Genomic DNA, 21,420 nt, shown 5'->3' on the forward strand with positions numbered 1-21,420 from the left:
TGTCAGCCACCCGATCCCAGATTCCACATTCGCTTGACGGCCAGGAAGAAGCGTGTAGGGGGGAATGCCTTTTCGGTGGCGAGGTAACGTCCATCCTCGCCCAGAGTGAACAGGCCATTGCCACGCATGATCTCCAGCCGCGCCCGCACCGCCTCGGCCGAGACGAAGCGGTCGTATAGGGCTTGCCGGGGCAGTGTCCCACCCGCTTCATCCAGCATCAGGATCGTCTCCACCGACAGCGAGGTGGCGATAACGAAGATGAATGGGATGTAGAGGACAAAGGCGCAGGCCATTATCATCGGCCCGATGACCATGCTCGTCAGCCACAACAGCATGCTGGCGTTGCCGCCACCCATGCCGCAATAAATGGTGATGCTCAGGGCGCAACCGGCCAGAGACAGCTTGAACGCGTTCCGCAGGACAAGTGCGAAGCGCCTCTCGCCGGTCAAATGGACCCAGGCGAGATGGCCTAGCATGAACATCACGAACCAGATCGTGGCGGCGATAACGCCGATCCATTGAGCGGTCATGGCGACGCCTTTCCCAGCACGTAAATGGATCGGAGCATGCGAAACAGCCCGGCGGTCTTGCGTCCACGCTCCTCGAGCACCGTCATCTCCCCTTGATCGGTAACGAAACCACCCTGACGCAGCCCGTCCATCCGGGTGTCGTACATCCAGGTCAAGCCGTGGCCATCGGAATAGCCGGTCAGGACCTCTTCAGGCGTTAACGAGCGCCGGGGGGAGAGGGCCGCGTCCATGGCAATCCGCAGGGAGTACCCCCGGCTGCCGATGTTGTAAAGCTGCAGCCAACCACCGAAATAGGACGCCGACAGAAAGAACACCGCCAGCAGCAGGTCAAGCCAAACCGGCCCCCCCGCCATTTCGGACGGCAGGAAACCAAGATCCGCTGGGGTTGCCCAATAGGTCACCAGCAGCACCGGTAGGGAGCCATAGAAGACCCGCAAGGACAGCAAGGCTTTGGGCAGATGGGGGCGGAACCGGAACGCGGTCGTCATGGCGGCGAAGAGACACAGGCTCACCAGTGAAGCCAATAATACAGCCTTCACATCACTCTCCGACATCAACAGGCCCGGTCGGCCAAACATGTGGACGTTGTACAGGATGGCCAATCCGCTTTGCAACAGGCCGGTCCATCGGGCACATTCCGCTGGCTGGAAGATCGCTTTGAGTTTAGTGTCCGGCCGCACGGCAGAATACGCGACGAGGACAGAGCGAAAGTGAACAGAAGTGCAAATTCCGACACGATGGCAAGTCCTCGCCTGGTAATTCGACGTCGGCTGATCTTGCTGCTGAAGGCAACTGTTTCGATTGGAATCGTTGCCTTTTTGTTGAGCAAGGTCGATGTCGGCGGCATCTTGCGCCGTGCCGCCGCGGCCGACCTGTTTTTCGCAGGTCTTTCCACGGCCATGGTCATGGGGCAGGTGATCATCGCCTCGTGGCGGTGGATGGCGGTGACACGGGCTTTGGACGGCCGAGTCCCGTTCGGCCTGTCCTTCCGCCTGACCTATATCGGTCAATTCTTCAATCTGATCCTGCCATCGACCGTCGGTGGCGACGCGGTTCGGATCTGGATGATCTGGAAAAGCGGCATGACGCCCATGGCCGCTGGCGCCAGCGTCTTGATCGACCGGCTGACCGCTGTTCTGGGCCTGATCGTGACCGTGGTGGTTACTCAGCCTTTCCTGCCGGACATGCCCCAGTCGGGCCTTCTCGGTCTTACGGTCTGGGCACTGGCCGTGGCGGCGGTATCAGGAACGGTCCTGGCCATGAGCGTCGACAAGCTAATCGGCGGCCATCGCAACCACCGTATCTTTTCCGCCCTGGCCGAACTGTCCCGGGATGTGCGGGCGGTTCTGCTGTCGCCACGCCATGCCTTGGGATCGATTGGATGTGGCATTCTTGGCCAGATCAATCTCTCCTATTCGCTTTTCTTTCTCGCCCTCTCGCTTGGCATTCCGCTTAAGCCTATCGAATGCCTGGTTCTATGGCCGCTGGTGGTTCTGGTCCTGCTATTGCCTGTCTCCATTTCCGGCTGGGGAATGCGCGAAGGCGCCATGGTGGTGGCGCTGGGCCTCGTGGGCATCGACGCCGACAGCGCGCTTCTCCTCTCCCTTCTCACCGGATTGATCGGAACGGTGGCCGCCTTGCCGGGAGGCATCATCTGGCTGCTGACCGATGTGAGCCGGTCTGACACGACCCAAACGGCCGAGGCGCTCAGTTCCCCAGATACTTGAACCAAGTCTCCGTCGCCTTGGCGATGGACGCAGGATCCCACAGAGGGGCATCGCGCCAGTAGTCGATATTCTCGACGATGAGGGCGACCCCTTCCTCGAACGACACCTCGGGCCGCCATCCCAATTCGGTCGTCAGCTTGGTGATGTCGGCGAAGGTGCAGTCAGGCTCTCCCGGGCGCTTGGGAATGTGAATCTTGTTGCCGCCGAGCAGTTCAACGAGGCGATTGACCGATTGCGGCCTGCCCGCCCCCAGATTCCAGACCTGACCGACCCGGTCGGTCTCGGCAGCGGCGAGAAAGCCGCGGGCCACATCGGTCACATAGAGGAAATCACGGGTCTGTGTCCCGTCGCCGACCACGGTCAGAGGCTTGTTGGCAAGCATCTGCCGCAAGAACACCCCGAACACCGCGCCATAGGCTCCCGATGTCCGTGAGCGGGTGCCATAGGCATTGAAGATGCGCACGGAATTGACCGGCAGTTTGTAACAGCCGTGCCAATGGAAGCAGGCCTGCTCGCCCTGATATTTGGACAGGGCATAGGGATATTGCGGCCGGATGGGATGATCCTCGCGCGTCGGGGTATCTGCAAGTCCATAGCAGGATGACGAGGCGGCATAGATCACCTTCGCCCCGACCGCGCGGGCGCATTCCAGCACATGGACGGTGCCCTGAACGTTGGCAGACATGTACTCCATCGGATTTTCCATCGATGGCACGATGTCGCCGATACCGGCGAAATGAAAGACATAGCGGGCGTCGGCGAATAGGGGCGAGCCCGGCAGCAAGGCGCGAATGTCGATATTCTCGAATATCACGTCGGGATTATGGGCGTGGTGGGCGAGATTGGCCTCGCGGCCACCGACCAAATTATCGACCACCCGCACGGCATAACCGCGAGCCACCAGCAGATCAACCATGTGGGATCCAATGAAACCGGCTCCGCCGGTGACGACAGCTACGGGATGCATGCTCATGGACGGACGGCCTCTTCGATTGGGCACGGATTGGGTCGGCAACCGTATATGATCCCGCATCGCATTGCAAAGGCACCCGACCGCGACTACCATCCCGCCCTTTCCTATCCCTCGAGAGCAGCATGCCCATCGGCCCGTCCCACCCAGTCGCCATGCCAGGCCTTGCCGATTCCTATGAGCGGATGGTGCTGGTTTCCCACCCCAGGCATCTGCCCGCAGCCCGCTCCTTCGGGCCGGAATGCCTGGTGGCCGCCTGCGACTGGGTGGTCTGGAAAACCCTGGTCGATGAAGGGGTGGCTTGCGTCTTGCTGGAACACCAGTTGGCCGATTTTACGCCGCCTCATGATTTGTTGGTCGGCTATTCCGACTGGATGTATCAGGCCGGACCAGAGGTCGGCCTGTTGTATGGCATGTCGACCGCCAAGGCGCTCAACCGCGAGGTGGAACTGGCCATGATGGGGTTCGAGCGCCTGTGGCGGGCATTGGACTCGCTCTGCCGACGCTTCAGCCCGCGACGGATCATCCTGATCGACCTGCGCGGCGATTTTGGAATGGTGAATGGCGAGCTGAAACAAATCCTGGTGGATGAACTCGCCAAGGCTCACGGCCTGATCGTGGAGGACAGACTGGACCCAGTCGCCCGCGATGATGGTCATTATTACGATGTAGCGGGTTACGGTGGCTCGGTTCGCCAAGGTGGCGCTAAGACGGTATTGCGCAACTTGGCCTGCGATCTGATCGGCATGGTTTTCCGCGCCTCCGCCTGGCTCCGGCCGCGCCGCCGGGTCCTGCTGTTCCTCAACCCACTGATGGAAGCCGGGCTTCTGAAGGCCTGGCCGGGTGGCGAGGTCGGCCCGGCGATGATCAGCCAGCGCTCACCCAAAACCTGGGGTTTTCTCTCGCAATGGCTGCGACGCGGCGCTGCCATGATCAGCCGTCCCCGCCTGACCCTGACCTCGGCAGAGCGTCTATCCCTGCAAGACGGCATCGAGCATCTGCGACGGTATTGGCGCGAGCACCCTCCGACAACGCCGGTGGAACGGGCGCGACGGGCCTTCTTGAACGCAGAGGCCTTCGACAGTGGGCGAATGCTGGACTTCGCCGCCGAAGCCAAGTCGGACCTTGCCATGTTGTCGCGCTGTCGGCCCGAACGCATCGTCGTCGGCGATTCCTCGAATTTCGGCGGGCGAATGCTGATCGAGGCGGCAGGTGTACTGGGCATTCCCGCTGATGAGATGCTCAACGGGATTTTTGTCCATCCTTTCGCGTCGGATGCTCGCTGCGGCGACCATCGCCATCCCCCTAAGCTGTCGCGCCTGTGGTCGTGGAGCAAGTCACAAGAGGATTGGCTGACGATGATCCATTCGACCGTCGCCTCGGTACGAATCGGCTATCCCGGCCTCGACACCCTCAAACGCTGCCGGAAAGACGTCGTCCTGCCGCCGGTTGGACAGGGAAACGTGCTGCTACTGCCCGGCAACGTTCCGATGATCAATGTGCGTGCCCTCAAATGTAACGTTTACCGGGACATCGTCGAGGCGTCTCGTATGCTGCGCCGTCTGGGCTATTCCTCCATCCGGCTGAAAGTCCATCCCGGCCATGGCAGTCAGGCGTTCCGTGCCCTGGCCCAGACCTTCGGCCTTGACCTCGATGTGGTCGAGAATGGCGTGGTTCCTGATCATCTGGACTGGGCCGATCTGGTGATCGGACCCGCCGATTCAGGCGCCCTGGTGGAAACACTGGCCGCCGGACGCCCCTATTACCCGCTGGTGCCGCTTCCCAACAGTATTGCCCTCGAATTACTCGGCCCCCTCAGGGTTTACCACTCGGCGGAGGAACTGGCGGCCGCCCTGAAGGCGGGGATGGTTCCCGATTGCGACGCGGTGACGGACTATATGTGCGATACCGGCGATGGCCGGTCGGCATCGGAACGGTTCTGGCAGTCGATGAGTCTTGAAAGTCGGGCTTAGAATCGTGCTACACATGGTCAGGACTGCGCCCAGGCGGCTGTGGCAGCGTTATTTTCAGGTCAAGAATGAACCCCTTCGCCTCCATATATCAGCAGTGCAACACCGGAAATTCCGAGAGTAAGCTCTCCAACCTGCCCGCATTTCCGCGCCTGCTCGATCTTGAGATGACCAACACCTGTAATTTCAGGTGCCTGATGTGCCCCACCGGCACCTTCTCCATGAAACGGCCCAAGGGCTTCATGGCCGAGGAGGTCTTCTACAAGATCCTGGACGAGGTAGCGCCACGCAAAACACCCCTTCGCTTCATCCGCTGGGGCGAGCCGCTGATGCATCCCAAACTGGTGGAATTCGTTACCGCCGCCCATGGCCGCGGCGTGTTGACGCACATCAACACCAACGGCAGCAAGCTGGACCGCCCTTATACCGAGGCATTGATCCAGGCTGGTCTGGACTCCATCAAATTTTCCTTCCAGGGCGTGGATCGCAAGAGCTTCGGCGAGATGCGCAACACCGATTTCTTCGACGGACTGATCGACACCATCCGCCTGTTCGTCGATGTGCGGGGGGAACGCAAGCTTCCCTATATCCATGTGTCCACCACCATCACCTACGAGACCAAGGAGCAGGTGATTGCCTTCAAGGCGCTGCTGTCGCCGCTGGTGGACCTGGTCAGCGTCGGGCGTACCGTGCTGGAGCATGTGGATCTGGCGACGGTGCGGCTGCGCGCCGACGAACTGGAAATGCTGAAAAGCCTGAAGGAGCAGGAATCGGTGGTGCGGAAACATCCCGAATGCCCCGAGGTCTTCGACAAGATGTCCATCGACTGGGACGGCACCGTTACCGCCTGCTGCAGCGACTCCGACAAGCTGATGCCGCTGGGCTCGGTCAAGGACAGCAGCCTGGAGGCCATCTGGAACTCCGACACCCTGAACCATTACCGCGCCCTGCTGGTCGCCATGCGTCACGACGAACTGCCGCTGTGCAAGACCTGCTACGATTATCACGGCTTGCAGACGCCGGGATTGCAGGATACCTGATGAAGCTAGCCTGATGAGCAATCAGGCCGCGACTTTCCAAGGCGGGTGATCATGAGCCCCAAGAAGATTCTGGTGACCGGAGCCGACGGCTTCATCGGCTCGCACCTGACCGAGGCGCTGGTGCGCCAAGGCCACGACGTGCGCGCCTTCGTCTACTACAACTCGTTCAATTCCTGGGGCTGGCTCGACCAGTCGGAGCCCGAGATCAAGCGCTCGCTCGATGTGTTCTCGGGCGACATCCGCGACCCCCACGGGGTGCGGGAAGCGGTCAAGGGCCGCGAGGTGGTGCTGCATCTGGCCGCCCTGATCGCCATTCCGTTTTCCTACCACTCGCCCGCCGCCTATGTGGAGACCAACGTCACCGGCACGCTGAACCTCTTGCAGGCGGCGCGCGACCTGGGGGTTTCACGCATGATCCAGACCTCCACCAGCGAGGTCTACGGCACCGCCCGCTTCGTGCCCATCACCGAGGCCCACCCCCTGTCGGGCCAGTCACCCTATTCCGCCACCAAGATCGGCGCCGACCAGATGGCGGAAGCGTTCTGGCGCTCCTTCGCCACCCCGGTGGCGACGCTGCGGCCGTTCAACACCTTCGGCCCCCGCCAGAGCGCCCGGGCGGTGATCCCCACCATCATCACCCAACTGCTGTCGGGCATGCGCAAGATCAGGCTGGGGGCGGTGCACCCCACCCGCGACTTCAACTATGTCGCCGACACGGTGGCGGCCTTCGTGGCCGCCATGACCGCGCCGGGGATCGAGGGCGAGGTGATCAACGCCGCCTCCAATTTCGAGATTTCCATCGGCGACACCGCCCGGACCATCGCCAAGGTCATCGGCTGCGACTTGGAGATCGAGACCGACGAGGCCCGGCTGCGCCCCGAGGCCAGCGAGGTGGAGCGGCTGTGGGGCGACAATGCCAAGGCCGCCCGCCTGCTGGGCTGGGCACCCGCCTATGGCGGCGGCGAGGGCTTCGAGCGCGCCATGGCCGAAACCGTGGCCTGGTTCCGCGATCCCGCCAATCTCGGCCGCTACAAGGCCGACCGGTACAATATCTGACATGGACGAGATCACCCGGCGACTGATCGAATTCTGGCGCGGCACCCAGGGGGCGGAGGGGCCGGTGCCGCTGCACGCCCCCGTCTTCGAGGGCCGCGAGTGGGACTATGTCAAGGACTGCCTGGATACCGGCTGGGTGTCCTCGGTGGGCGCCTATGTGGACCGCTTCGAGGCCATGCTGGCCGAGATCACTGGCGTCCGGCACGCCGTGGCGGTGGTCAACGGCACCGCCGCCCTGGAAATCTGCCTGCATCTGGCCGGAGTCAAGCCGGGCGACCAGGTGGTGATGCCCTCGCTGACCTTCATCGCCACCGCCAATGCCGCCAGCCATCTGGGCGCCACCTGCCGCTTCGTCGATATCGAGGAGCGCACCCTGGGCCTCGACCCCGCCCGCCTCGACGAGCATCTGATTGCGGCCAAGGGCCAGCCCATCGCCGCCGTGGTGGCCATGCACACCTTCGGCCATCCGGTGGATCTGGACGGCGTCGCGGCGGTCTGCGCCCGCCACGGCGTGCCGCTGATCGAGGATGCCGCCGAATCCCTGGGCAGTTCCTACCACGGGCAACACACCGGCCATCACGGCAGGCTGGCGGCGCTCAGCTTCAACGGCAACAAGATCGTCACCACCGGTGGCGGCGGCGCCATCCTGACCAATGACGCCGAACTGGCCAAACGGGCCAAGCACCTGACCACCACCGCCAAGGTGCCCCATCCCTATCGCTTCGACCATGACGAGGTGGGCTGGAATTACCGCCTGCCCAATCTCAACGCCGCCCTGGGCTGCGCCCAGTTGGAAGTGCTGGACGAGTATGTGGCGCGCAAGCGCCGCCTGGGCGATCATTACGCCCGTGTCTTCGCCGACCTGCCCGGTGTCCGGCTGATGCTCGAGAACCCGGGAACCACGGTGAATTACTGGCTGCACGCATTGCTGCTGGACCAGCCCGACCCGGCCCGGGTGGAGAGGGTGATCCAGGAAGCGGGAGCGGCGGGCATCCAGTGCCGCCCGGTCTGGACCCCCATGCACCAACTGCCCATGTATGGCGACTGCCCGCGCGGGCCATTGCCGGTGACCCAGTCCATCGCGGCACGGCTGATCAACATCCCGTCCAGCCCGGTGGCATCGTGAGTCGCCGGATCAGAACGGTCTGCGTCGCCACTGGTTCACGGGCCGAATACGGCCAGTTAGCCGACCTAATGCGGGTCATCGGCGCCGATGCCGAGCTGGACTTGCAGGTGCTGGTAACCGGCAGCCATCTGTCTGAACGGTTCGGCATGACGGTGGATGCCATCCTCGCCGATGGCTTCGCCATTGACGCCCGGGTGCCCATGCCGCTGGAAGGTGACGATCCGACGGATATCGCGCGGTCCATGGCGGCGGGGCTGATCGGCATGACCGAGGCGCTGGAGCGGCTGCGCCCCGACCTGCTGGTGGTGCTGGGTGACCGCTATGAAATGCTGGCCGCTGGCCAGGCCGCCTTGCTGACCCGCACCCCCATGGCCCATATCCATGGCGGCGAGGCCAGCGAGGGCGCCATGGATGAGTCCATTCGCCACGCCTTGAGCAAGATGTCCCATCTTCACTTCACCGCCGCCGAGCCCTATCGTCGCCGCGTCATCCAAATGGGCGAGCCCCCCCACCGCGTCTTTACCGTGGGAGCCATGGCCTTGGACGCACTGGAAGCCTTGCCGCGACTGACACGCGCCGAGGTCACCCAGCGCCTGGGCATTCCGGTCACCACCCCCTATTTCCTTGTCACCTATCATCCGGCGACCTTGGACCAAGGCGACCCCGCCGAAGCCATCGCGGCACTGGCTGCCGCCCTGGATCGCCATCCCGATCACAAAGTCATCATAACGGGTGTCAATGCGGATCCGGGCCATGACGCGGTTTCGTCGGCCATCGAGGCCTGGAGGAGCCGCCAACCCGACCGGGTCCGCACCTTCGCCTCTCTGGGGCAGGTTCTGTACTTCTCCGCCATGCGCCATTGCATCGCCGTGGTGGGCAACTCCTCCAGCGGTATCGTCGAGGCTCCGGCGGTGGGTGTTCCCACCGTCAATCTCGGAATTCGTCAGCAAGGCCGGATTCGGTCGCCATCCGTCATCGATTGCGCCGAAACCGAATCCGCTGTCGGCAAGGCCCTGGCCCTGGCCCTGGACGTCAACTTCCGATCCGAGGCCAGCCGCGCCCCCTATCCGTTCGGACGTCCCGGCGCGGCGCGGCGCATCGTCGAGGTCTTGAAGGCCACCGAAGTCGAAGGCCTCTTGACGAAGAAATTCCATGACCTTCCAGGAATGAACTCATGAGCGTCAACATCATCGCCGAGGCCGGCGTGAACCACAACGGCGACCTGGCTCGCGCCCTGGACTTGGTGGATGCCGCCGCCGCCGCCGGAGTGGACGTGGTCAAGTTCCAGTCATTCGTCATCACCAATGTCGTGACAAAGTGGGCGGGCAAGGCCAAGTACCAGACGGAAACCACCGGCGGCAACCAGAGCCAGCAGGAGATGCTGGCGGGCCTGGAACTGGACGAAGCCGCCCATCGCGCGCTGATGACACGATGCCAGGACCGCGGCATCCGCTTCCTGTCGACCCCGTTCGACCTCGACAGCATGCGCCTTCTGACCCAGACGCTGAAGCTGGACATGCTGAAGATTCCGTCTGGTGAGATCACCAATGCGCCTTTGCTGCTGGCGGCGGCCCGCAGCGGCCGCAAGCTCATCATGTCCACTGGTGCCAGCACCCTCGACGAGGTGGAGACGGCGCTGGGAGTGCTGGCATTCGGCTACAGCCGACCCTTGGATGCCCCTCCCGGGGAAGAGGCCTTCGCCGCCGCCTATGCCGACCCCGCCGGAAAAGCCGCATTACGGATGAATGTGCAGCTCATGCATTGCACCAGCGAATATCCGGCCCCGTTCGCCGAGGTCAATCTGCGGACCATGGATACTCTGCGCGATGCCTTCGGCCTGCCGGTGGGCCTGTCCGACCATACCGAAGGCATCGCCGTCGCCATTGCCGCCGTGGCCCGGGGGGCCGCCTCGGTGGAAAAGCATTTCACCCTGGACAGGCGTCTGCCTGGTCCGGATCACCGCATGTCGCTTGAACCCGCCGACCTTGCCGCCATGGTCTCGGCGATTCGCCAGGTCGAACTCTCCTTGGGCGACGGGCGCAAGCAACCTACCGCCTCGGAGCGCCAGAACCTTCCGATTATCCGCAAGTCCCTGGTCGCAGCGCGGGCGATCGCCAAGGGGGCAATTATCGGCCCGGACGACATCACCATGAAGCGAACCTCCGGCTTCGGCATTTCCCCCATGCGACTGTGGTCGATCCTCGGACGAACCGCCAGCAAGGCCTATGAACTCGACGACACCCTGGAAGAGACTCCGTGAGCAAGTCCGTCCTGGCCCTGATCACCGCGCGCGGCGGCTCCAAGGGCCTGCCCGGCAAGAATATCCGCCCCCTGGGCGGCAAGCCGCTGGTGGCCTGGACGGTGGAGCAGGCCCGCGCCTGCCCCCTGGTGGACCGGGTGGTGATTTCCTCCGATGACCCCGAGATCATCCTGGCGGCCCAGGCCGCCGGGTGCGAGGCCCCCTTCATCCGCCCCGCCGAACTGGCCAGCGACACCGCCAGCTCCGCCGATGTCGCCATTCACGCCCTGGACGCGCTGGGACAGGATTTCGACATTCTGGTCCTGCTGCAACCCACCTCGCCACTGCGCGAGAGCGCCGATATCGATGCCTGCATCCGCAAGCTGGTCGACCATCCCGAGGCGCCCTCGGTGGTCTCGGTGACCGAATCCTCCAAGTCGCCGTGGTGGATGCAGACCATGGACGACGGCGGCCGCCTGTCGCCGTTGATGCCCGACGCCAATGCGGCGCGGCGCCAGGACCAGCCAAGGGTGTTCGTGCCCAACGGCGCCGTCTATGTGGTGCGGGTGGCCTGGCTGCGGCAGCGCCGCGCCTTTCTGGGCGAGGGCAGCCTGGGCCACGAGATGCCCGCCGATCGTTCGGTGGATATCGACTCTTTGCTTGATTTCCGGATCGCCGAGGCCATCCTGGCCGCCGGAGGCCAAGTATGAAGAATTGGACCATGGCCCTGGTCGGGCCGGACAGCCCGACCCTGGAGGTCATCAAGACCCTGGACCAGTCCGCCACCCAGATCTGCCTGGTGGTGGACCCGGGCCGCGTGCTGCTGGGCACCGTCACCGATGGTGATATCCGCCGCTCGATCCTGCGCGGTGAAAGCCTGGACCAGCCGGTGCGCCTGATCATGAACCCCAAGCCGCTGGTGGCTACCCCGGCGATGCCGCCCGCCGAGCGCCTAGCCCTGATCCGGGGGCGCCGCCTGCGACACCTGCCGGTGGTGGATGCCAAGGGCGTGCTGATCGGGGTCGAGACCGAGGGCGAACTGCTGACCGGCGAGGAACTGCCCAATTGGGCGGTGGTGATGGTGGGCGGCCTGGGCGAGCGGCTGCGGCCGCTGACCGCCACCACGCCCAAGCCGCTGCTGCCGGTGGGCGGGCGGCCGCTGTTGGAAACCATCTTGCTGCAACTGGCGGGCAGCGGTTTTCGCCGGGTCTATCTGGCGGTCAATTACATGGCCGAGAAGTTCGAGGACGCCTTCGGCGACGGCTCGCGCCTGGGCCTCGACATCCGCTATCTGCGGGAAGACGGCAAGCTGGGCACCGCCGGGGCGCTGGGCCACCTGCCCGAACGTCCCGAGGCGCCCATGGTGGTCATGAACGGCGACGTGCTGACCGCCGTCAACTACCGCTCGCTGCTGGACTTCCACGCCGAACACGCCGCCCGCGCCACCATGTGCGTGCGCGAATACGACATCCAGGTGCCCTATGGCGTGGTCGAGGTGGAGAATTCCCGCGTTCGGGCGCTGCAGGAAAAGCCGGTGCTGACCCATTTCATCAATGCGGGCATCTATGTGCTGGACCCCAGTGCCCTCGACCGGCTGGAGCCGGGGCATCCCTGCGACATGCCCACCCTGCTGCAGCGGGTGATGAACGCCTCCGAGCCGGTGGTGGCCTTTCCCATCCGGGAATACTGGCTCGATATCGGGCGGCTGGATGATTTCGCCAAGGCCAACGGCGATTTCGAGCGGGTGTTCTCGTCGTCCGACGGCGGCGCGGCATGATCGCCCCCGTCCTGGTGGCCGGTGGCGCCGGTTATATCGGCAGTCACGTTGCACTGGAGCTGATCGCGGCGGGCCGGTCGGTGGTGGTGCTGGACGACCTGTCCACCGGACGGCGCGATCTGGTGCCGCCCCAGGCCGAATTCGTCCAGGGTGATGTGGGCGATTCCTCCCTGGTGCGTGACCTGCTGGCCCGGCATGGCTGCGCCAGCGTCATGATGTTCGCGGGCTCCATCATCGTCTCGGAATCCTTCCAGCAGCCGCTGCCCTATTGGCGCAACAATATCGGCGCCGGGTTCGCCTTCCTGGACGCCTGTGCCCGGGAAGGCGTGCGCCACCTGGTCTATTCCTCCACGGCGGCGGTGTACGGCGCGCCCGACTCCCTGCCCATTCCCGAGGACGCGGCGCTTCGCCCCATCAGCCCCTATGGCCGCTCCAAGCTGGCGCTGGAATGGGCGCTGGCCGACCTGTGCTCGGTGTCGGAGATGCGTTTCGCCGCGCTACGCTATTTCAACGTGGCGGGCGCCGACGCCCAGTTGCGCAGCGGTCAGGTCTCGCCGGTCGCCACCCATCTGATCAAGATCGCCACCGAGGTCGCGACGGGCAAGCGCCCCGGCATGGCCATCTATGGCGACGACTATCCCACCCCGGACGGCACCTGCATCCGCGACTATATCCACGTCTCCGATCTGGCCGAGGCCCATGTGCTGGCGCTGAACCACCTGGAAGCGGGCGGCGAGTCGCTGATCGCCAATTGCGGCTATGGAAGGGGCTTCTCGGTGCGGGACGTGCTGGCGGCGGTGGAGCGGGTGGCGGGCAAGCCTCTTGCGGTAGAAATCGGCCCCCGCCGACGCGGCGACCCGCCCGCCCTGGTGGCGGATTCCTCGCTGTTGAAGCAGGTGCTGGGCTGGAGCCCGAAGCGCGACGACCTCGATCTGATGGTTCGTTCGGCGCTGGATTGGGAAGGTAGGAACCGGTGAGGTTGTTCGACCTCACCCTGGCCTTCGGCTCCGGCGTGCCGCCCTGGCCGGGCGAGCCCGCGCCACGCATCACCCGCCTGTCCGACATGGACGTGGGCGATGCCTGCACCGTGACGCGCATGGATTTCGTGGTCCATTACGGCACCCATCTCGACGCACCGGTCCATTTCATCCAGGGCGGCACCGATGTGGCGTCGCTGCCGCTGGACGTGCTGATGGGGCCGTGCCATGTGGCGCGGGTGGCGGATTCGGTGGACACCATCGGCCCCGACGCCTTCGAGATTCCGGCGGGCTGCACCCGCCTGCTGGTGCGGACCCGCAATTCCGATCTGTGGAATACCCCGGCTCATCCCTTTCACCGCGATTTCGTCGCCTTCACCCCCGAGGGCGCCCAATGGCTGGTGGAGCGCGGCATCCGGCTGGTGGGCATCGACTATCTGTCGGTGCAGGGCTTCCACGACGCCGCGCCCACCACCCACCGCATCTTGCTGGGCGCGGGCGTCATCGCCGTCGAGGGCCTGGATATGCGCGGCGTCGAGGCGGGAGAGTATCATCTGACCTGTCTGCCGCTGAAGATCATCGGTGCCGATGGGGCGCCCTGCCGGGTGGTGCTGACCCAGGAGACTTGACCTCTTAGTCCCGAAGCGCGAGAAAGGCCGACACCGCCCTGCCCTCGGAGCCGCCATGACCTGGAACGTCCTGATCAGTGCCCCCTATATGATCCCGGTGATCGACCGTTTCCGGCCGTGGTTCGCCGAACATGACATCGAAATCACCGTGGCCGACGTCCAGGAGCGGCTGGAAGAATCCGACCTGCTGCCCATCATCGCCAAGTATCACGGCATCGTCTGCGGCGACGACCGCATCACCAAGGCGGTCATCGACACCGCCACCAATCTGAAGGTGATTTCCAAATGGGGCACCGGCATCGATTCCATCGATTCGGCCTATGCCGCCAGCAAGGGCATCCCGACGGGGCGCACGCTTGACGCCTTCACCCAACCGGTGGCCGACACCGCGCTGGGCTACATCCTGTGCTTCGCCCGCAACCTGCCCTGGATGGACAAGATGATGAAGGCGGGGGTGTGGGACAAGATCCCCGGCCGCGCCTTGAACGAATCCACCATCGGTGTGGTCGGGGTCGGATGCATGGGCTCGGCCGTGCTGCGCCGGGCCAAGCCCTTCGGCGCCCGCCTGCTGGGCAACGACATCCGCGAGATCGACCCCGCCTTCGTGGCCGAGATGGGTGTCGAGATGATGGATCTGGACTCCTTGCTGGAACAATCCGACTTCGTCAGCGTCTGCTGCGACCTCAACCCGACCTCCTACCTGCTGTTCAACGATGCCCGCTTTGCCCGCATGAAGGCCGGTTCAGTGCTGGTCAACACCGCCCGCGGCCCGGTGGTCGAGGAGGCCGCCCTGGTCCGCGCCCTGCAATCGGGCAGGATCGCCGGTTGCGCGCTGGACGTCTTCGAGCACGAGCCGCTGCCCAAGACCAGTGCGCTGCTGGGCATGGACAACGTGCTGTTGGCGCCGCATAACAGCAATTCCAGCCCCAAGGCCTGGGAACGCATCCACCATTCCACCCTGAAAAACCTGCTGGATGGTCTGCGTGGCTGAGGCAAGAGCGGTCGAAACCTCGGTCCTGATCCGCTGCTTCAACGAGCAGAAATACCTGCCCGGCCTGTTCGACGCGTTGGACCGCCAGACCTACCGCGACTTCGAGGTGATCATCGTCGATTCCGGGTCGTTCGACCGCACCCGCGAGATCGCCGAGGCTCGCGCCGACACCGTGCTGCGCATCTCCAGCCACGATTTCACCTTTGGCTATTCCCTGAATGCCGGGATCAAGGCGGCGAGGGGGAAATTCATCGCCATCGTCTCGGCCCATACCGAGCCCTGCGACGAACACTGGCTGGAAACCCTGATCGCGCCGCTGCGCGACGCGACGGTGGCCATGACCTATGGCCGCCAGTTGGGCAAGGCCTGTTCCAAATTCTCCGAGACCGAGGATTTCGAGCGGACCTTCGGCCCCCGGCCCCGCGAGGAAAGCCCGGCCCGCTGGTGCGTCAACAACGCCAATTCCGCCATCCGCCGCGACCTGTGGGAGAAGTATCCCTTCGACGAGGAACTGACCGGGCTCGAGGATATCGACTGGGCAAGGCGCTGGATGACGGAAGGCTTGCGGGTGGTCTACCGCCCCGAGGCCCGGCTGTACCATATCCACGAGGAAAGCTGGCGCCAGATCAGGCGGCGCTATTACCGGGAAGCGGTGGCGGCGCGGCGCATGGGCATCAAGGGACCAGACCGGGTGCTGAACGAGGCCTTCGCCGAATTGCGCCACACTGTCTCCGACCTGGTCAACGCCTTTTCGCCCGGTGACAACCCGGTGGCGGCGCGCCTGACCCTGGGGCAGCGGCTGCGCGAAGTGGTCTATTTCCGCGTCAACCGCAATATCGGCACCTTCAAGGGCCTGCTGGAAGCCCATCCGCTGGAGACCCGCGCCGAGCAGGAGGACGCCCTATTCGACCGCTCCACCCGCGCCGTGGTTATCCATGGCCCCGGCAAGGTGGCGCTGGAAAATATCGAACTGCCCGAATTGAAGCCCGGCGACGTGGTCATCCGCACCGCCCATGTGGGGGTCTGCGCCACCGACCTGGAACTGCTGGCGGGCAGCCTCGGCTATTACAAATCCGGCATGGCCAAGTATCCCATCGTGCCCGGCCACGAATTCTCGGGCCGCATCGTCACGGTGGGCCAGAACGTCATCGCCTTCAAGGAAGGCGACCCGGTGGTGGTGGAATGCATCCAGAGCTGCGGCTCTTGCGGCGAATGCCGGGCGGGCAACTTCATCGGCTGCGCCGAGCGCGCCGAGGTGGGGGTGCTGCGGCTCAACGGCGCCTATGCCGATTTCGTCACCGTTCCCGCACGCTTCGTCCACCGGCTGGCGCCCGGCACCGATCTGCGCCAGGCCGCCCTGTGCGAGCCCACCGCCGTGGTGCTGAAGGGCATGCGCCGCCTGATGCCCGCCTTGGAGGCCCAGCCCAATGCCGAACGCCGCTGCGCCGTCATCGGCGCCGGTTGCATTGGCCATATCTGCGCCGTGGAACTGGCGCGGCGCGGCCATGCCGTTACCGTATTCGACCGCAACGCCGCCCGGCTCGAGGTGTTCAAGGGCCGCCCCATCCAGACCTCGGCCGATCTCGACCGGCTGGGCGAGTTCAACGTGGTGGTGGAAGCCACCGGCCATCCGGAGGTGCTGGACAAGGCCTTGCACGCCGCCCCCGCTGGGGCCACCCTGCTGCTGCTGGGCCTGCCCTATGCCCGCAAGGAATTCTCGTTCGAGGCCATCGCCGCCTTCGACAAGACGGTGATCGGCTCGGTGGGCAGCACGGCGGAGGATTTCGCCGAGGCCATCCGCCTGATGCCGGAGCTGGACCTGTCGGCGCTGATGGCCTGCTCCCTGCCGCTGTCGAAATTCGCCGAGGCCTGGGAGTTGGCCCGCGCCGGCTCGCGCCTGAAAATCATCCTGGATGTGGAGGACCGCCCGTGACCCTGAAGACCATCGCCCCCGGTGCGCTCCGCACCATCGCGATCGTTCCCGCCCGCATGAATTCCGGCCGCTTCCCCGGCAAGCCGTTGAAGTATATCGACGGCATGTCCATGGTCGGCCACTGTTATTTGCGCACCCGGCTGTGCCAGAGCCTGACCAAGGTGGTGGTCGCGACCCCCAACGAGGAAGTGGCGGACGATATCCGGCGCTTAGGGGGAGAGGTGGTGGTCACCCCCGAATTCGACATGTGCAACGACCGCATCGCCTGGGCCTATGAAGAGGTGGCGAAGACCGACGGCGCTTACGATCTGGTGATCAATGTCCAGGGCGACCAGCCGCTGGTCCATCCCGACATGCTCGACCAGATCATCAATGCCCATGCCGCCGAGCCCGATCTCGAGTCCTCCACCCTGGTGGAGCCCCTGACCCTGATCGAGGAATTCCACGACCTGAACCGGGTCAAGGTGCTGTTCCGGGACAGCGACGGCGGCCTGATCTACATGTCGCGCGCCCCCATCCCCAGCCCCAAGAAGCACGGCGTGCTGCCCGAACGCGTCTACAAGCACACCGCCATCATCGCCTTCAAACCCGCCTTCCTGAAGGAGTTCCTAGCCTTCGGCATGACCTATAACGAGGAGGTGGAAGGCATCGACTACAACCGCGTCATCGAGATGGGCCGCGGCATGAAGGTGCTGGTCACCCCCATCGTCTCCGACACGGTGGACAATGCCGAGGACTTGGCCCGCGTCACCAAGACCATGGCCAGTGATCCCTTGTGGCTGAGCAAGGCCTATGGCTGACGACGTTCTCGTCCTCAATGAACTGACCGCACTGTCTCTCTTTCTGCGCGTCCGGCGGGGCGAGGCCCCGCGCCTGCTGCTGATCGACCCCATTCTGCCGCCGTTGCGGCCGTTGCTGGACCGTCTATGGACCTGGGCCAGGGGCAGGGGGGCGCGCCTGCTGATCGAGGACTATCCCGAGCACCGGCAGGAATGGTCCTATCCCACCCTGATCTTCACCGACAATGTGCTGGAGGTCATCGAGCCCTGGCAGGGCGAGCATTTCCGTTTCGACGCGGCCGACAGGGATGAGCGCCACGGCATCGCGCTGAAGCTGCTGGCCACCATGTTCATGTTCCGCCGCTACATGGCCGCCTTCCTGATCAATAAGCATGTGGGCCTGACTGGCGCCAAGGTGATCGGGCTGTCGCCGGAAATCACCGGGCTTGCCAGGGCCTGGTTCGGTGCCCAGGCCCTGGCGGGGGTGAGCCCGGCGCGGCTGCCCAACCGGCTGCTGACCTGGCCGTTGGCCCTGGCCGGGTGGCTGTCGGCCCTGGCGCTGGTGCTGACCCGGCTGCGGAGCGAGGTCACGCCAAAGCCGGTCTTCGTCATGGCGGACCAGAACAATGACTGGCGCGACCTGGAGCTGTACCGCGCTTTCGCCAAGGGCGGCGAACTGCTGGTGGTCATGCGCAACGCCGAAATCGCCGCCCAGGCCCGCGACAAATTCAAGGAGTGGCCGTACTGCCTGCCCGGCGACGGGGCCTATGACCCCAGGGGCGCCTGGGAGGCCGCCCTGGATGCCAGCCGCGACGCATTCGACATCTGGCGCCGCTGGGGTGGGCTGGCGCCTGCCCTGTTCTGGGAAATGGCGCTGCTGCCCTGGCGCCGGGTCAAGCTGCGCGCCCTGTTCAATCGCTTCCGCCCCCGCTATTTCTGGGCGCGGGACGATTACAACGTGGACCATGTGCTGCGCCGCCAGGAATTGAACCGGGTCGGCGCCCAGCAATGGGGCCTCAACCACGCCGTCCAGGGCATCACCATCAAGATGCCGCAACTGCGCCATGTCTCCATGGACCGCTATTTCACCATCGGCTCGGCCTTCCATCCCTATTTCAAGGACACCTGGAAGGTGGACGCGCTGCACGCCATCGGCTCCTTCGCCTTCACCGAGCAGCATTTCAAGGCGCCCATCCGCACCTCGTCCGACATCTTGTTCATGGCCCGCTTCGCCATCGGCAATGCGGAATTTATCCGCGCCGTGCGCCTAGCCGCCCAGGCCTTTCCCGACCGCCGTATCGCACTTCAGGTGAAAAGCGGCTATCCCCATGACGAGTTGATCCCCGCCTTCATCGAGGACTGCCGCCGGGGCCTTGCCAACGTGGCCCATGTCACCGATCCGGTCTATGATCTGGTGCTGCGGGCGGACATGATCATTTCCGACCCATCGACCATCATCGCCGAGGCCCTCCAACTGGGTATCCCCACCGCCATGATCGACGTGATTCCCGGCCAGAAGCTATCCATTTTCCGTGAATTTCCTGGCCTGTGCCTGACCACGGCGGAGGCGGTGGTGGAGCGGCTGAAAGCCTGGATCGACGGAACCGAGGTCTTCGACTCCTCCCGTTACGACACCCTGGTCAACCTGGACAAGCGGCCCTATCACGAGATGGTGTGCGAGAAGATGCCGGAACTGAACGGCGACATCGCGAAGGCCTCGCCATGAGTGGTGGCAAGGGTCGCGTCCTCCTGTCCGTCCGCCGCGCCGTGGCGATGATCGATCGTGGACTGGCCCGGCAATGGCTGGTGGTCGGGGGCTTGGCCGCCACCGCCGCAGTGTTGGAAATGCTAGGGGCAGGAGCCGTCTTCGCCCTGATTGGAACCGTGGCGGATGTGTCGCTGTTGGCCAAGGTCCCCGTTGCCGGCGGCTATCTGGTGGAGTTCGCCAAGGCCAATCCCTCCTGGGCGATTCAACTGCTGGCCATCTGTGTTGCCGGCTTCTTCGTGGTCAAGAATCTGTTCCTGTTCTTCGAGATATATTACCGCGAACACTGCGAGCTGCGGATCATGGCCTTCATCAGCGGCCGACTACTGAAGGGCTACCTTTACGCCCCCTACGCCTTCCATTTTCAGAAGAACTCGGCCGAGCTATTCCGCAATATCGGCTATTCCGTCGAACTGGTAACCAAGAACGTCATCCTGGCAACCGCCGCCCTGTTCTCGGAATCCCTGACCATCATTGGCCTGCTTGCGACCTTGATGATCGCCGATCCCATGGTAACCATCGTGACCGCCGGCGTGATGGGCGCCCTGGTGGCGCTGATCCTGATCACGTCCCAGCGGGGTTTCGTCCTGCGGGGCCAGCAGACCCAGAAATTGCAAGCCGAGATGTTCCAGGCCATCCACGAGTGCCTGGGGGCCTCAAAGGAGGCCAGGGTCACCGGGCGCGAGTTGTTCTTCTGGCAGCGCTACAATACCTATCTTTGGAACCGCGGCAGATTGCTGCGCCGCGATTCCGCCGTATCTCAGGCCCCACGGCTGGCCATGGAAACGGTCCTGGTCCTCACCATCGTGGTGCTGATCGGCGTCGCGTCGGCCCGTGGCGACAGCGGTAGCCAACTGGTCTATCTGTTGGGGATGTTCGGTTATGTCGGCTTCCGTGTCCTGCCCTCCTTCAACCGCGCCGTGGTTCACATCAACAAGATTCGCAATAGCAGCGCCGCCGTCGAGCTGATTTGGAACGACTACCGCGCCCTCTGCGAGAGCGATCCGTCCGCCCCGGCTGACGGCGACCCCGTGGTGTTCCAGCAAGACCTTGTCCTTGACTCAGTTCACTACACCTATCCCGGTTCCGATCACGAGGTGCTTCGGGGCATCAATCTGACGGTGCCGCGCGGCACGGCCATCGGTATCGTCGGGTCCACCGGCGCCGGGAAAAGCACCCTGGTGGACGTCATCCTGGGCCTGCTACGCCCCGATTCGGGCGACATTCTCGTCGATGGCGCCAGCATCCTAGATAATCCTCGCAGTTGGCAGCGTCGGATCGGATACGTCCCCCAGACCATCTACCTGACCGACGATAGCCTGCGCCGTAACATCGCCTTCGGCCTGGACGATACCGATATCGATGACGTCCGATTGGGCAGGGCGTCCGAGATGGCTCAACTCAGTGAATTAATTGCCTCGCTGCCACAGGGCTTCGATACCCATATCGGTGAGCGTGGGGTCCGGCTTTCCGGTGGCCAGCGCCAGAGGATCGGCGTGGCCCGGGCGCTGTACCACGATCCGGAACTGCTGATCTTCGATGAAGCCACCTCGGCGCTGGACAGCGGTACCGAGTGGGAAATCACAGAGGCCATCAATGCCCTGGCCGGTCACAAAACCCTGATCCTGGTGGCGCATCGTCTCAGCACCCTGAAGAACTGCAACCACTTGATCATGCTGCATGACGGTGTCGTCAAGGCGGAGGGCGGTTTCGACCAGTTGATCGGCAGCGACGAAAACTTCCGCCGCATGGTCGAACTGTCCAGCCTGGGCTTGCACACGGCGGCGTCTGGCGATGATGAAGCCGCCGATTGACCGGGCTTGACCAGGAAAAACCACAAAAACAAAAGTCTTGAAGCCGCACCCGTTGGGGCGTTAGTAGTTGCGATGGCTGGCCTCTGGCCGCGTGCCT

General features: G+C 64.3%; 19 protein-coding genes. 16 read left to right on the forward strand and 3 right to left on the reverse strand.

Features of this window, described 5'->3' with window-relative positions:
• Positions 1-2 precede the first annotated feature (2 nt).
• Together A6A04_RS13575 and A6A04_RS13580 are read right to left on the reverse strand one after the other, a co-directional pair.
• A complete protein-coding gene (locus A6A04_RS13575; protein ID WP_068493758.1) occupies positions 3-530 on the reverse strand; it encodes a hypothetical protein in 528 nt (175 codons plus the stop codon).
• Complete coding sequence (locus A6A04_RS13580; RefSeq protein ID WP_156612598.1) at positions 527-1,084, reverse strand: hypothetical protein; 558 nt, start codon at positions 1,082-1,084, stop codon at positions 527-529. Before A6A04_RS13580 ends, A6A04_RS13575 begins: the two co-directional genes overlap by 4 nt.
• A 24-nt stretch (positions 1,085-1,108) precedes the next feature.
• Here A6A04_RS13580 and A6A04_RS13585 point away from each other — a divergent pair, with 24 nt between their 5' ends.
• Entirely contained in the window at positions 1,109-2,257 is a 1,149-nt protein-coding gene (locus A6A04_RS13585) for a lysylphosphatidylglycerol synthase transmembrane domain-containing protein (RefSeq protein ID WP_156612599.1), read from the forward strand.
• Here the strand turns inward: A6A04_RS13585 and A6A04_RS13590 are convergent.
• The gene (locus A6A04_RS13590) at positions 2,238-3,230 is read right to left on the reverse strand and encodes an NAD-dependent epimerase/dehydratase family protein (RefSeq protein ID WP_068493764.1); all 993 of its coding nucleotides are present in this window, start codon (positions 3,228-3,230) and stop codon (positions 2,238-2,240) included. The genes A6A04_RS13585 and A6A04_RS13590 overlap by 20 nt on opposite strands.
• Before the next feature lie 122 nt (positions 3,231-3,352).
• Between A6A04_RS13590 and A6A04_RS13595 the strand changes: the two genes are divergently transcribed.
• The 15 genes from A6A04_RS13595 (at position 3,353) to A6A04_RS13665 (ending at position 21,323) form a co-directional block, all read left to right on the forward strand.
• A complete protein-coding gene (locus A6A04_RS13595) occupies positions 3,353-5,200 on the forward strand; it encodes a hypothetical protein (protein WP_156612600.1) in 1,848 nt (615 codons plus the stop codon).
• Positions 5,201-5,364: 164 nt separating this feature from the next.
• Positions 5,365-6,237: a radical SAM/SPASM domain-containing protein gene (locus tag A6A04_RS13600; RefSeq protein ID WP_172822775.1), complete on the forward strand. Its 873-nt coding sequence runs from the start codon at positions 5,365-5,367 to the stop codon at positions 6,235-6,237.
• A 51-nt stretch (positions 6,238-6,288) separates the two neighbouring features.
• The gene (locus tag A6A04_RS13605) at positions 6,289-7,293 is read left to right on the forward strand and encodes an NAD-dependent 4,6-dehydratase LegB (protein WP_068493769.1); all 1,005 of its coding nucleotides are present in this window, start codon (positions 6,289-6,291) and stop codon (positions 7,291-7,293) included.
• A gap of 1 nt (position 7,294) precedes the next feature.
• Entirely contained in the window at positions 7,295-8,419 is a 1,125-nt protein-coding gene (locus A6A04_RS13610; RefSeq protein WP_068493771.1) for a LegC family aminotransferase, read from the forward strand.
• On the forward strand, positions 8,416-9,597 hold the full coding sequence (gene neuC / locus A6A04_RS13615) for a UDP-N-acetylglucosamine 2-epimerase (RefSeq protein ID WP_216636110.1): 1,182 nt from the start codon (positions 8,416-8,418) through the stop codon (positions 9,595-9,597). The genes A6A04_RS13610 and neuC overlap by 4 nt, the downstream gene beginning before the upstream one ends.
• The gene (gene neuB, locus A6A04_RS13620; protein ID WP_068493772.1) at positions 9,594-10,679 is read left to right on the forward strand and encodes an N-acetylneuraminate synthase; all 1,086 of its coding nucleotides are present in this window, start codon (positions 9,594-9,596) and stop codon (positions 10,677-10,679) included. The genes neuC and neuB overlap by 4 nt, the downstream gene beginning before the upstream one ends.
• Positions 10,676-11,368 (forward strand): acylneuraminate cytidylyltransferase family protein, encoded by a 693-nt coding sequence (locus tag A6A04_RS13625; protein WP_068493773.1) that lies wholly within the window; start codon positions 10,676-10,678, stop codon positions 11,366-11,368. The genes neuB and A6A04_RS13625 overlap by 4 nt, the downstream gene beginning before the upstream one ends.
• The gene (locus tag A6A04_RS13630) at positions 11,365-12,435 is read left to right on the forward strand and encodes a nucleotidyltransferase family protein (RefSeq protein WP_068493774.1); all 1,071 of its coding nucleotides are present in this window, start codon (positions 11,365-11,367) and stop codon (positions 12,433-12,435) included. Before A6A04_RS13625 ends, A6A04_RS13630 begins: the two co-directional genes overlap by 4 nt.
• Entirely contained in the window at positions 12,432-13,412 is a 981-nt protein-coding gene (gene galE, locus A6A04_RS13635; RefSeq protein WP_068493775.1) for a UDP-glucose 4-epimerase GalE, read from the forward strand. Before A6A04_RS13630 ends, galE begins: the two co-directional genes overlap by 4 nt.
• Positions 13,409-14,041, forward strand: coding sequence for a cyclase family protein (locus A6A04_RS13640; RefSeq protein WP_068493776.1), 633 nt, complete (start codon positions 13,409-13,411; stop codon positions 14,039-14,041). The genes galE and A6A04_RS13640 overlap by 4 nt, the downstream gene beginning before the upstream one ends.
• 55 nt (positions 14,042-14,096) lie before the next feature.
• Complete coding sequence (locus A6A04_RS13645) at positions 14,097-15,032, forward strand: NAD(P)-dependent oxidoreductase (protein ID WP_068493778.1); 936 nt, start codon at positions 14,097-14,099, stop codon at positions 15,030-15,032.
• On the forward strand, positions 15,025-16,965 hold the full coding sequence (locus A6A04_RS13650) for an alcohol dehydrogenase catalytic domain-containing protein (protein WP_172822776.1): 1,941 nt from the start codon (positions 15,025-15,027) through the stop codon (positions 16,963-16,965). The genes A6A04_RS13645 and A6A04_RS13650 overlap by 8 nt, the downstream gene beginning before the upstream one ends.
• Entirely contained in the window at positions 16,962-17,765 is an 804-nt protein-coding gene (locus tag A6A04_RS13655) for a 3-deoxy-manno-octulosonate cytidylyltransferase (protein WP_082914914.1), read from the forward strand. Before A6A04_RS13650 ends, A6A04_RS13655 begins: the two co-directional genes overlap by 4 nt.
• Entirely contained in the window at positions 17,758-19,470 is a 1,713-nt protein-coding gene (locus A6A04_RS13660; protein ID WP_068493782.1) for a hypothetical protein, read from the forward strand. Before A6A04_RS13655 ends, A6A04_RS13660 begins: the two co-directional genes overlap by 8 nt.
• Positions 19,467-21,323, forward strand: a complete 1,857-nt coding sequence (locus A6A04_RS13665; RefSeq protein ID WP_068493784.1) for an ABC transporter ATP-binding protein — start codon at positions 19,467-19,469, stop codon at positions 21,321-21,323. Before A6A04_RS13660 ends, A6A04_RS13665 begins: the two co-directional genes overlap by 4 nt.
• Positions 21,324-21,420 lie beyond the last annotated feature (97 nt).

Source organism: Paramagnetospirillum marisnigri, from assembly GCF_001650715.1.
Taxonomy (GTDB): Bacteria; Pseudomonadota; Alphaproteobacteria; order Rhodospirillales; family Magnetospirillaceae; genus Phaeospirillum; species Phaeospirillum marisnigri.